Source organism: Pantoea sp. PA1 (genome assembly GCF_056856975.1).
The window spans coordinates 872,512-884,386 of the sequence record NZ_JBXGEE010000001.1; the positions used below are offsets into that span (position 1 = coordinate 872,512).

Genomic DNA, 11,875 nt, shown 5'->3' on the forward strand with positions numbered 1-11,875 from the left:
CTGTTTACGGGAATCCCACATTTAATGAAGACCTCTATAGTTGCCAAGCTGGAAGCCCTGCAGGAGCGCCACGAAGAAGTGGAAGCGATGCTGGGGGATGCTGGCGTGATTGCCGATCAGGAGCGTTTCCGTGCGCTGTCACGTGAATATGCTCAGCTGACCGATGTAACCCGTTGCTTCCGCGACTGGCAGCAGGTGCAGGAAGATATCGAAACCGCGCAGCAGATGCTCGATGACCCCGAAATGCGCGACATGGCGCAGGAGGAGTTACAGGCGGCGCGCGAGAAGGGCGAAACCCTGGAGCAGCAGCTCCAGGTGCTGTTGCTGCCAAAAGATCCCGATGATGAACGCGCCTGTTTCGTTGAAGTGCGCGCCGGTACCGGCGGTGATGAAGCGGCGATCTTCGCGGGCGATCTGTTCCGCATGTACAGCCGCTATGCTGAAGGCCGCCGCTGGCGTGTGGAGATCGTCAGTGCCAACGACGGTGAGCACGGCGGATACAAAGAGGTGATTGCCCGGGTGACCGGAGAGGGTGCCTATGGCCGCATGAAGTTTGAATCTGGCGGACACCGCGTGCAGCGCGTACCGGAAACGGAATCGCAGGGTCGTATCCATACCTCGGCCTGTACGGTCGCCGTAATGCCGGAGATCCCGGAAGCGGAACTGCCGGAGATCAATTCCGGCGATCTGAAGATTGACACCTTCCGCTCATCGGGCGCAGGCGGTCAGCACGTCAACACCACCGACTCCGCGATTCGTATTACTCACCTGCCAACCGGCATCGTGGTGGAGTGTCAGGACGAACGTTCACAGCATAAAAACAAAGCCAAAGCGCTGGCCGTGCTGGGCGCGCGCATTCACGCCGCCGAAATGGCCCGCCGTCACGCGGCGGAAGCCAGCACCCGCCGCAACCTGCTGGGCAGTGGCGATCGTTCCGACCGCATCCGTACCTATAACTTCCCGCAGGGGCGCGTAACCGACCACCGTATCAACCTGACCATCTACCGTCTGGATGAAGTGATGGAAGGTAAAATCGACAGCCTGATCGAACCGATTGTGCAGGAGTACCAGGCGGATCAGCTGGCGGCGCTGGCTGGTCAGGATTAATGGATATTCGTCACTGGCTGAAACAGGCGACCGCCACGCTGTGTGGTGGCGACAGCCCGAAGCGTGACGCGGAGATCCTGTTAGGTTTCGTGACCGGTAAATCGCGCAGCTGGCTGATCGCCTTCGATGAGACCGTGCTCACGGAAGCACAGCGCGCGCAGCTGGATAGCCTGCTGGCGCGTCGTGCCCGGGGCGAACCGGTGGCGCATCTTGTAGGCGAACGGGAATTCTGGTCGCTGCCGCTGCGCGTCAATGACGCCACGCTGATCCCGCGTCCTGATACCGAACTGCTGGTGGAGCAGGCGCTGACGCGTCTGCCTGCCACCCCGGCGGCGATTCTGGATATGGGCACCGGCACCGGGGCAATTGCACTGGCGCTGGCCAGCGAGCGTCCCGACTGTCAGGTGACGGGCGTGGATCGCATTGACGCCGCCGTCGCGCTGGCCCGCACGAATGCGCAGGCGCTTAACCTCACTAATACCACCTTTCTGCTCAGTCACTGGTTTCGCTCCCTGCCGCCGCAGCGGTTTGCGCTCATCGTCAGTAACCCGCCCTATATCGATGCCAGCGACAGTCATCTGGCGCAGGGCGACGTGCGCTTTGAGCCGCGCAGTGCGCTGGTTGCCGACGAAGCGGGGCTGGCCGATCTGCGCACGCTGATCGAGCAGGCCCCCGCGTGGCTGCTGCCGGGAGGCTGGCTGCTGCTGGAACATGGCTGGCAGCAGGGCGAGGCGGTGGCAGCGCTGATGCAGCAAAACGGCTATCAGGCCGTCGAAACCCTTGAAGATTACGGCGGCAACCCGCGCGTGACCCTGGGACAACTTCTTACCTGAAAGCGCTTGAGAAAAGGACGCAGCATGATCGCTTTTTATCCCCTGATTAAAAATCTTCACCTGGTGACGGTCTGGATCACCGTAACGCTGTTTCTGCTGCGTTTTTACTGGCTGCGGCGCGGCTCACCCCTGCTGACGCGGCGCTGGGTCCGCATTCTGCCGCACGTCAATGACACCCTGTTACTGCTGAGCGGCGTCGCGCTGGTGATGATTACTCACTTCTATCCCTTCACACCGCAAGGAAGCTGGCTGACGGAGAAGCTTTTAGCGGTTATCATCTACATCGCCTTAGGATTTGTGGCATTGAGTCGCCGTCCACGCACTGATCGCACCCGCTGGATCGCTTTTCTGGTGGCGTTAATCGCCCTGGTGACCATCATTACGCTGGCGCTGACCAAAATGCCGTTATGGGGATAGCATGACCTCGACCGAACAATTAGATTTCAGCCAGACACCGCTGTGTGAAGCGGTGATTGGCGCAACGCAAGCCATCCGCGCCGATTTTCCGGCGATCTCGGTGGAAGCGCAGCTGGCGGCGTTAGTCGCCGAAGCCCGTGATTATGTCAGCCATACGGAAGATGCCGATCTGCAGCTCGAAAAGCTGCTGGAGCTCTTCTATCGCCAGTGGGGATTTGGCGGTGCCAGCGGTGTCTACAATCTCTCTGATGCGCTGTGGATCGACAACGTTCTGCGGACCCGTCAGGGCACCGCGGTCTCACTGGGCATCATTCTGCTGCACATCGCCGCCGAGCTGGACCTGCCGCTGATGCCGGTGATCTTCCCGACACAGCTGATTCTGCGTGCGGACTGGATTGATGGCGATAAGTGGATGATCAATCCGTTTAACGGGGAAACCCTCGACCGGCACACGCTGGAAGTGTGGCTCAAGGGCAATATCAGCCCGACCGCACGCCTGTATGATGACGATCTCGACGAAGCCAAAACCGTCACCGTGATGCGCAAGATGCTCGATACCCTGAAAGCGGCGCTGATGGAAGAGAAGAAGATGGAGCTGGCGCTGAACGTCAGTCAGGTGCTGCTGCGTATCGACCCTGACGATCCCTATGAGATCCGCGATCGCGGTCTGATTTACGCGCAGCTGGAGTGCGAACATATCGCGCTGAATGATTTAACGTACTTCGTTGAGCAGTGTCCTGAAGACCCGGTCAGCGAAATGATCAAAGTTCAGATTCATGCAATCGAACAAAAACAGGTTACGCTGCACTAAGCGGACCCATTGAAAAGGAAAGGGCATGACACAGAAAGTCGTGAGTATTGGTGATATCAAAGTAGCAAACGATCTGCCGTTTGTGCTGTTTGGCGGGATGAACGTGCTGGAGTCCCGTGACCTGGCGATGCGTATCTGCGAACACTACGTGAACGTCACCGGTAAGCTGGGTATTCCTTACGTATTCAAAGCGTCCTTTGATAAAGCGAACCGTTCCTCGATCCACTCTTACCGAGGCCCGGGCCTGGAAGAGGGAATGAAGATTTTCCAGGAGCTGAAGCAGACGTTCGGTGTGAAGATCATCACCGATGTGCATGAAGCCGCTCAGGCGCAGCCGGTTTCTGAAGTGGTCGATGTGATCCAGCTGCCCGCCTTCCTGGCGCGTCAGACGGATCTGGTGGAAGCGATGGCGAAAACCGGCGCCGTGATCAACGTCAAGAAGCCGCAGTTCGTCAGCCCAGGCCAGATGGGTAACATCGTGGATAAGTTTGCAGAAGGCGGCAACGAGCAGGTTATCCTGTGCGATCGCGGCAGCAACTTCGGCTACGACAACCTGGTTGTGGACATGCTCGGCTTCAACGTGATGAAGAAAGTGACCCGAAACAGCCCGGTCATTTTCGACGTGACCCATGCGCTGCAGACCCGCGATCCGTTTGGTGCGGCATCAGGCGGTCGTCGTGCCCAGGTGGGTGAGCTGGCGCGTGCGGGTATGGCGGTCGGCATTGCCGGTCTGTTTATCGAAGCGCATCCGGACCCGGACCACGCCCTGTGTGACGGTCCTTCCGCACTGCCGCTGGATAAGCTGGAGCCATTCCTGGTGCAGATGAAAGCGATTGACGATCTGGTGAAAAGCTTCCCGGAACTCGATACCAGCAAATAAGTCTGCGGTATAAAAAAAAGAGCGAGAAATCGCTCTTTTTTTTCGCCTGACGTCCGGTGCCGTTACAGCATGATGGTCATCAGATAGCCGATAAACAGGGCCAGATGCGCCGCGCCGTTCAGGACATTGGTACGGCCGGTGGAGAAGGAGATCTGACACAGGATCAGGGACGCCATCATAATCACCATCTGCGGCGGCTCCAGACCAAAAATCAGCTCCTGTCCGGTCAGGGTGGCGATGATGGTCACCGCCGGCACCGTCAGGGAGATGGTCGCCAGCACGGAACCGAAGAAGAGATTCATGGCGCGCTGCACCTGATTCATCAGCACCGCCTTAATCGCGCCCAGGCCTTCCGGCGAGAGGATCAGCAGGGCCACCAGGAAGCCGGTGAACTGCGCCGGAGCATTCATCTCTGTCAGCAGGCTTTCCAGCGTATTCGCGTTCATCTTGGTCACGGCAATCACCGCAATCAGATGTACGATCAGCCAGACGGTGTGCCAGATGCTGCTGTGCGCCGAGGGTTTACCGTGATGCGGGTCACCGTCGTCACTCTCATCCTCATGCTCATAGACGAACAGGCTCTGGTGGGTTTTCGTCTGAATCAGCAGGAAAACGCCATACATCGCCGCTGAAATAGCCGCAATCAGCAGTGCCTGGGTGACAGAGAAATTCCCGCCGGGCAGCGCGTTGGGGAAGACCAGCACCAGAATCGCCAGCGGGAATATCGCGATCAGATACTGCTTCACGCCGGCCAGATTGACGTACTGGGTCGCAAACTTATTGCCTCCCAGCAGCAGCGCAAAGCCCACCAGCCCGCCGGTCACGATCATGACAATCGAATAGAGCGTATCGCGCATCAGCCCCGGCGCCGCATCGCCCGTGGCCATCAGCGCCGAGATCAGGCTCACTTCAAGAATCACCACCGAGAGACTCAGGATCAGGGAACCATAGGGTTCGCCAAGCCGGTGAGCCAGCACGTCGGCGTGACGCACCACGCTGAACGCGCTGCTCAGGATGGCGACCAGCGCCAGCAGGTTAATCCCGACGACCACCGGAAAAGAGGTCTGCGCACCAAAAAAATAGAGGATACCCAGCGTGATAATCGGAAATATCAGCGAGAATTCCTTGTGACGTGTTTTTTCATGTGAAGGCATTCACCATCCTCTCTGGTTAATGATTGTCCGACGCAGCGCGAACTGCTGTTAGAAATATAATCAGTTTTGGAGCAGGGCGCAGTTTATCTTTTCACCGGCCCGACAGGGAAAAATTTACTGCTTTTTACTAAAATGCAATAAACGATTGAAGCTGCATTAACCTGAAGTTATCCCGAATAATCTAATAATAATCAGTCTGCAACATTCGCGATCAGCCAGACCATCCTGGCATTCTGTGCCTGAAAATCCGCAGTTAATTTGCCTTTGTTGCGCCTGTAGGCGGTTTTCAGACTGAAACAGGGATAAGTGACGATTTGAAATTTTGCGCAGTTGCGCCAGGCTTAACAGGAATCCGTCAACAGAGGAGCCGTTATGCCTTACGCCAGCCGAAGCGATTTACCTGACAACGTTAAACACGTTCTGCCCGCTCACGCCCAGGATATCTATCAGCAGGCGTTCAACAGCGCCTGGGATCAGTATAAAGAGGCGGAAGATCGACGCGGCGATGATTCACGGGAAGAGGTGGCACATAAAGTGGCCTGGTCCGCCGTCAAAAAAGAGTATGAAAAGGGCGATGACGACAAGTGGCATCCGAAGCATTAACCCTGCTGCTTCTCCGCACCGCCTGAGGGCCGGCATCAGCTGGTCCTTTTTTTCGTCTGCGCTATCAGGTTTATCTGGTTTTTTTTAAGCTGCGACCCGCCTCACGCTTGAAACCCCGCGCGAAAATAGATTAATGTCAATTTCATGACCGAAACGCCAGAAGCCTCTGGCGATCAGGTGACAGGAGCTGGTGCGCAGGACGCCGTTGATGTTGAGGAGGTCGCATTGCTTACCCGGGAATTTCTGTTAAAAGCGGATTGTAAAACGTCGTTCGGGGATATCGAAGAGACGCTGATCTGGAGTTGCGAGCAGCGTGCGGCGTCGCTGGCCGCCACGCTGGCCTGCCGTCCCGATCACAGCCCGGTCTGGATTTTTGGCTATGGCTCGCTGATGTGGAACCCGATTTTTGAGGCGGATGAGGTCGCGTCCGGTTCGCTGGAAGGCTGGCATCGCGCGTTCTGTCTGCGACTGATTGCCGGTCGCGGCACCGCTTCCCATCCCGGCCGCATGCTGGCGCTGAAGCAGGGCGGCAGAACCAGCGGCCTGGCCTTTCGCCTGCCGGAAGCGCGCCTGCATGAAGAGCTGACGCTGCTGTGGAAGCGTGAGATGGTCACCGGCTGCTACCTGCCTACCTGGTGTGAGCTCCAGCTGGATGATGGCCGCAGCGTCACGGCGCTGACCTTTATTATGGACCCGCGTCATCCTTTGTATGAATCGGACTCCTGTCCGGATGCGGTTGCGCCGTTAATTGCCGTGGCCAGCGGCCCGCTCGGCTCGAATGCGCAGTATCTGTTTGCCCTGGAGGAGGAGCTGACCCGCCGCGGCATGGAGGAGGAGGGGCTGAGCCGACTGGCGCATCAGGTGCGGACATTACAGCAAACCTGCCTGAAACAGGCCTGACACACCGCTTTCCTTTTTAACAGAGAAAGGGCGCATCCTCGTGCGCCCTTTCTCTTTTCTGCTGCAAGCCCGCGAAACTCAGTTACCCGGATTAATCAGCCAGGTGCCGGGCTTATCAATGGTCAGGGACTGAGAGTGGGTCACGCTGCCATTGTGAATATCGATTTTATACTGACCCGCCGCCAGGTTCAGCGCGGCAAAGCCACTGCTGCCGGGTTTGACCTCCACCGGCTGGCCGTTAAGCACCACGCTTTCGCCGCTCTCCAGCTTAAGGTAGACGGTTGCCAGCGCGGCGGGAACGGCGGCCGCTGACGGCGCAGAGGCGGGCGCCTGCGTGACGACCGCTGAGGAGTCTGCCGCTTCCGGCGCGGCGCTGTGACGGTTCGCCAGCCAGACGGCGGCCCCGGTCGCCAGCACCGCCACCGCAGCCAGTGTCAGCAGGGCGGGCGACAACCGGCGCGCCGTGCGCGGTGTCACCGGTTCAGCCGACGCCGCGGCGTGATTCATGGCCATCACCACCGGCGGCGCGGCCTCGACCGGCTCCTCCACCCGCGCAGCAGGCGGTTCACCGGGAACCGGGAAGCTGTTGACCACGGCTTCCACGTCGCTGACCGGCAGATCAATCAGCGCCGCAAAGGCATCAATCGTCTGCGGGCGATCGCCCGGCTTCATCGCCAGCGCGCAGTCAATCGCATGGAGCAGCGGCAGCGAGTAGCCCTCCGGCTGACGTTCCACCAGCGGCTGATAGTTATCTTCAATACAGCGCACCACGCTGACCGGCGGCGGATTATGGGTAATCAGGCTGTGCAGTACCGCGCCCAGCGCGTAGATGTCGGTCCACGGGCCCTGTTCAACTTCCCCCTCTTCGCTGTACTGCTCAATCGGCGCAAAGCCGGGTTTGAGCATGATTTCCGTTTCATCAGAGAGGTTGCCAATCTCTTTGCGCGCCGAGCCGAAATCGAGCAGCACCGGCAGCTGATTCTCCTGAATCTGGATATTGTCGAGCGAGATATCGCGATGCAGATAGCCCGCCTGATGGATGGTGCTGATCGCCCCCAGCAGCGGAGGCAGCAGGCGGCGTATCCAGGCTTCAGAGATCGACTCCGGGCTGGTGAGCTGCCACTCCTTCAGGGTCATGCCGCTGTAATAGAGCGTGCCCATATAGGCCGTGCCGTTCTGCTCCCAGAAGCGCAGCACGTGCAGCAGGCCCGGATGGTTAAAGCGGGCCAGCAGGCGCGCTTCCTGAATAAAGCTGTTCAGACCGGCATTAAAGAGCTTCTGAAAACGCTCACCGCGCAATTCCAGGGTGAGATCCGCAGCACGGACGGCCAGCGACACCGGCATATACTCTTTAATGGCGATGGTGCGTTCAAGCTGATGATCCCAGGCGCGATAGACGATGCCGAAGCCGCCGCCGCCAATCACTTCCTTGATCTCAAACTCGTTAAAACGGTATCCGTCAGGCAGGGCATTCGGAATGGTTTTCGGATTTTCATTTGCCGACATAGTGAACTCTCTGTACACGGCCTGCTCGCCAGGCTGCGCGGTAATTAATTGATGTTACGCCAGGCACCAATGGCAGGATCAACCAGATCCGCGTGCAGGGTGTCGATGAGTAACACATTCACTTTTTGCTGTGGCATGAAATAGGGCGCCCACTGGCTGCGCAAGGTATCGACCCGCGATTTCACAGCGTCAGCACTCTGCTGCGCAGCATTCTTATCCATTTTGATTAACAGGGCCCCGTTGAAGCGCCAGACGTGATGCTGGTCATCAAAGGGCAGCACCAGCCAGCTCTCTGCGGCATCCGCCCGGGTCACGATCATGCGCTGATTATTGGCGGCAATCACTTCCAGCCGGCTGTCCGGGATCGTCAGGTTGGCGATGGGATAGCCCTGATAGAAGGTGACGGCGACTGGCGTCTTCTGATCCGGTGTAACCAGCGTCATCTCACTTTTGCCTTCTGCCCAGCCATCCGGCGAGCACTGCTGCTTGCTGACGTCCGGGATAAACAGGGTGTGAGCATGTTCATCCCAGGCAGTACGAAAATGACAGCCGCTGGGCAGATCAAAGTGTTGCAGCGGCGTGCTGTCAGCCGGCCGCGACAGGTCCAGCGGCGCGGCGTTGCTCTCACTGGCGCTGGCGGTGGCATCAGCCATCACGATAGGCCGCCAGTTCTGCAGCTTGCTGGCACTGCCGCTGGCCAGCACGCTTCCCTCTTTACTGGTCATCTGCCAGGGCAGCACATCCAGCAGGCCGCACTGGTTGGCGAGCAGGGTGCCGACGCGCGGCAAAAAGGTAGTCAGCACCGCCGAATCCTTACTCTTGCCAGAGACGATGCGCAGCGGCAGCGTCTCTTTACACCAGTCGTCAGGCGCTTTGCTGACCACATCATCGATATAAACCTCCAGCTCCAGGCTGGGGGAGTAGACCACACGATAATTTTCAGCCTGGGCGTGAAAGGCCATCAGCAGAGTGATGATGCCGGGCAACCACAGTTTCATAAGGATCCTTGGAATCAAAAACGAGGCGGCAGAAAGCGCGCCGAATCAGCCAGTGAATAGAGCAGCGTGGCCTCTTCCGGCTCACCAATCCAGACCGCCAGTGCGCTGAGATTATCTTTTTTAACGTTGCGGCTGACCGCCTGCTCCATCAGCGCCAGCCACTCTTCGCAGGCATTCACCATGCGCAGCGCCTGTTCCATTTCGCCGGTGGTCAGATTCAGCCAGAAGCCGTCGGTACAGACCAGAAAGGCGTCACCATCCTCCAGCGCCATCTCCTGTGAAAAGCTCACTAAGCGAGGCGGCTCAGCGCCGAGCGCATTATAAAGTAAATTACTGTTAATGCCGGTATTTTCATAGCCTGCTTCTTTCAGCTGCTGCGCCAGACTGTGGTCACGGGTCACCTCGTTGAGCACCCCCCGGCGGAAGTGGTAAACCCGGCTGTCACCCGCATGGGCCCACCATGCACGCTGTTTTTTGCGGTCTATAAACAGGGCCGCCAGCGTGGTGCTCATGCGTGAAAATTTCGGATTTTTACCCTGTGCCTCATGCAGCGCCAGACGGCACTGCTCAATCGCCTGATGGGTGATTTCCGGGGTAAAGGCGTCGTACGCCTGCAACTGACTCAGCAGGGTGTCGCGCACCAGCTGAGCCGCCATCTCGCCGCCCGGCAGACCGGCGACGCCATCGCACACCACAAAACAGGCTTTATGGTCATCCAGTTCAGCGCCGGTGCGATCCTGATTCTCATCGCGGAGTCCCTGCTGGCAGCGACTGGCAAACACAATCTTCATGCTTCATCTACCCGCGTCTGAGAATCCTTATACTGGTTAACTTCCATGTCATAAGCATGAAGAAACGCTTCGCCAAACAGCGTATGGAAATCATCCTCGATCTCCCCGGCGGTGCGCTGATAGTTACGGGTAAAGTAGTCCCACAGCGCCGCTTTCTTCACGGTGGAGAAGGGCAGTTTAGAGACCACACCGTCGGCGCGCGCCTGCTCCTCCAGCCGCTGCGGATTAAAGGATTGCAGCATCGCGGCGATGATGGCGCGGATGCCGGCAATCATGCCCAGCTGGTGGGCCTGCAGATCGACCAGCGCATCGCGCACCGCCTGTTCCGGCGGCATAAAGCCCGGCATCTGGCTCTGATACATCTGCATCAGCACGGTCTTCCCGGAGGGCAGGATCTTAAACGGGTTGTTGGCCTCGTTGAGGATCATCGTCATGTCTGCCTTCACGCCGCGCTTGAGAATGGAGCGTGAGGAGAGCAGCGCGACCGTGCCCTGCGAGAAGAGGCTCAGCATCCGGCCCGTAATCCGCATCTGCTCTTCATCAATCGGCGTGGCGTGCCCGTTGCTCAGCCCCATACCGTCCAGCAGCGCGGCGATGAGCCGATCCTGATCCACCGGCTGGGCTGTCAGCGTGCGGCGTGGCTCACTCGCCTGCGGGTCGATGGCCAGCCGCGCATCGCTGTGGCGTTCGTGGCGGGCGGGCGCCGCCTCGCTGACTAGCAGCCGCGCCTCAATGTCGTGATGTTCGTGAATGCCGAGCGGATTGGCGGGCTGTGCACTGTCACCGGCAAACAGCGCCAGCGGATCGCTCTGGGCGGCGTGGCAGGCAGGGTCGCGCACTTCCAGCGCATAGTCGCCGATCCGCAGCGCATCGCCATGTTTCAGCAGCACCTGCATGCCGCGTCCCAGGGTAATGCCGTTGTGCTCCACTGGCGTCACGCTGCCCTGATTGGTCAGGCGACACTCGCCCTCCTGCGACAGATGAACCAGCGCCTGCAGACGCGAAATGGCGCGCGTCTCATCGGGCAGCACCAGATCATTATCCTGACTGCGGCCAATGGTGCCGCCAGGCGGCTGAAACGCGACGCTTTTGACCGGAACATCCGTAGTGCACTGCACAATGGTAAATTGCATGAGTTATCCCAGATTAAACGGCAAACGCATCCGGCCTCATTCGAACATTGGCGGATAGAGGCCATTACGTCCCGGCTGTGAACCTGCCGCCGGGTTGAACAGTAACGAAAACAGTTGCGCGGTGAGGTTGCCGCTATGCTTGTGGGTCGCATGCACAAACCCGTCACTGCGATTACTCCACCAGTAGCTCATATGCTGCTGCGGATCGAAGCGTTCCGCCACTTCACGCCAGCTCAGCGTGCAGGGCAGGTCCTGAAAACCGATCACATCCATGATTTCAGACGGCTTGCGGGCGGGCACCAGCAGCGGGGGCAGCGCCTGAATCGCCTGCTCCAGCTGCTCGCCGTTCAGCGGCGTCTGCACCGCCCGTAACAGCGTGGCGCCCAGATCCTGAAACCAGTCACCGGAGATCCGCAGCTGCGCCGGATGCCACTGCGCCAGCGGAAAACTGTGCAGGGCCAGCAGCGGCCAGGCGCGTCCGACGCGGTCACAGGAGGGCAGCAGGCAGCCCATCTGTATCTGTGGCCGGGTGGCCGTCACCGGCAGAACAAAGTTCCACACCGGCGCGTGGAGAAAATTCGCGCTGATCGCATACGCCTGCTGATGCCAGTGCATCAGTCCCTGCTGAAACCAGTGATTCCAGGGACTAATCTGCTGTTCGCTCAGTCGATGGTGCAGAAAGTCACCGGTCGACGGCAGCTTGCCATACCAGCCGGGGGCCGTGTAAGCAGCCATGTTTACC

General features: G+C 59.1%; 13 protein-coding genes. 7 read left to right on the forward strand and 6 right to left on the reverse strand.

Features of this window, described 5'->3' with window-relative positions:
• Nucleotides 1-24 precede the first annotated feature (24 nt).
• Genes prfA through kdsA form a run of 5 tightly spaced genes read left to right on the forward strand, consistent with a single transcriptional unit; the run spans nt 25 to nt 4,048 of the window.
• The gene (gene prfA, locus AC1V0D_RS04340) at nt 25-1,107 is read left to right on the forward strand and encodes a peptide chain release factor 1 (protein WP_482907030.1); all 1,083 of its coding nucleotides are present in this window, start codon (nt 25-27) and stop codon (nt 1,105-1,107) included.
• On the forward strand, nt 1,107-1,940 hold the full coding sequence (prmC, locus tag AC1V0D_RS04345) for a peptide chain release factor N(5)-glutamine methyltransferase (RefSeq protein WP_046101689.1): 834 nt from the start codon (nt 1,107-1,109) through the stop codon (nt 1,938-1,940). Before prfA ends, prmC begins: the two co-directional genes overlap by 1 nt.
• A gap of 24 nt (nt 1,941-1,964) precedes the next feature.
• On the forward strand, nt 1,965-2,357 hold the full coding sequence (locus tag AC1V0D_RS04350) for a SirB2 family protein (protein ID WP_009090625.1): 393 nt from the start codon (nt 1,965-1,967) through the stop codon (nt 2,355-2,357).
• A gap of 1 nt (nt 2,358) precedes the next feature.
• Nucleotides 2,359-3,168 carry an invasion regulator SirB1 gene (gene sirB1 / locus AC1V0D_RS04355; RefSeq protein ID WP_009090623.1) on the forward strand — a complete coding sequence of 270 codons (810 nt, stop codon included), beginning with the start codon at nt 2,359-2,361 and terminating at the stop codon, nt 3,166-3,168.
• 25 nt (nt 3,169-3,193) lie between these two features.
• Nucleotides 3,194-4,048 carry a 3-deoxy-8-phosphooctulonate synthase gene (gene kdsA / locus AC1V0D_RS04360; protein ID WP_009090621.1) on the forward strand — a complete coding sequence of 285 codons (855 nt, stop codon included), beginning with the start codon at nt 3,194-3,196 and terminating at the stop codon, nt 4,046-4,048.
• Between the two features lie 62 nt (nt 4,049-4,110).
• Here the strand turns inward: kdsA and chaA are convergent, their stop codons facing one another.
• Entirely contained in the window at nt 4,111-5,202 is a 1,092-nt protein-coding gene (gene chaA, locus AC1V0D_RS04365; protein WP_009090620.1) for a sodium-potassium/proton antiporter ChaA, read from the reverse strand.
• A 372-nt stretch (nt 5,203-5,574) separates the two neighbouring features.
• On the opposite strand from chaA, the gene chaB reads away from it, so the two are divergent.
• Nucleotides 5,575-5,805, forward strand: a complete 231-nt coding sequence (gene chaB, locus AC1V0D_RS04370) for a putative cation transport regulator ChaB (protein ID WP_009090618.1) — start codon at nt 5,575-5,577, stop codon at nt 5,803-5,805.
• Between the two features lie 225 nt (nt 5,806-6,030).
• Nucleotides 6,031-6,705 (forward strand): gamma-glutamylcyclotransferase, encoded by a 675-nt coding sequence (locus tag AC1V0D_RS04375; protein WP_482907396.1) that lies wholly within the window; start codon nt 6,031-6,033, stop codon nt 6,703-6,705.
• Nucleotides 6,706-6,783: 78 nt separating this feature from the next.
• On the opposite strand, the gene AC1V0D_RS04380 is transcribed toward AC1V0D_RS04375, so the two are convergent.
• Genes AC1V0D_RS04380 through tagF form a run of 5 tightly spaced genes read right to left on the reverse strand, consistent with a single transcriptional unit; the run spans nt 6,784 to nt 11,868 of the window.
• Nucleotides 6,784-8,211: a serine/threonine protein kinase gene (locus AC1V0D_RS04380; protein WP_482907031.1), complete on the reverse strand. Its 1,428-nt coding sequence runs from the start codon at nt 8,209-8,211 to the stop codon at nt 6,784-6,786.
• 44 nt (nt 8,212-8,255) lie between these two features.
• Complete coding sequence (locus tag AC1V0D_RS04385; RefSeq protein WP_111208525.1) at nt 8,256-9,209, reverse strand: hypothetical protein; 954 nt, start codon at nt 9,207-9,209, stop codon at nt 8,256-8,258.
• A 14-nt stretch (nt 9,210-9,223) separates the two neighbouring features.
• Entirely contained in the window at nt 9,224-10,000 is a 777-nt protein-coding gene (locus tag AC1V0D_RS04390; RefSeq protein ID WP_009090611.1) for a PP2C family protein-serine/threonine phosphatase, read from the reverse strand.
• The gene (tagH, locus tag AC1V0D_RS04395) at nt 9,997-11,133 is read right to left on the reverse strand and encodes a type VI secretion system-associated FHA domain protein TagH (RefSeq protein WP_009090609.1); all 1,137 of its coding nucleotides are present in this window, start codon (nt 11,131-11,133) and stop codon (nt 9,997-9,999) included. Before tagH ends, AC1V0D_RS04390 begins: the two co-directional genes overlap by 4 nt.
• Before the next feature lie 36 nt (nt 11,134-11,169).
• Nucleotides 11,170-11,868 carry a type VI secretion system-associated protein TagF gene (tagF, locus tag AC1V0D_RS04400; protein ID WP_009090607.1) on the reverse strand — a complete coding sequence of 233 codons (699 nt, stop codon included), beginning with the start codon at nt 11,866-11,868 and terminating at the stop codon, nt 11,170-11,172.
• Between the last annotated feature and the right edge of the window lie 7 nt (nt 11,869-11,875).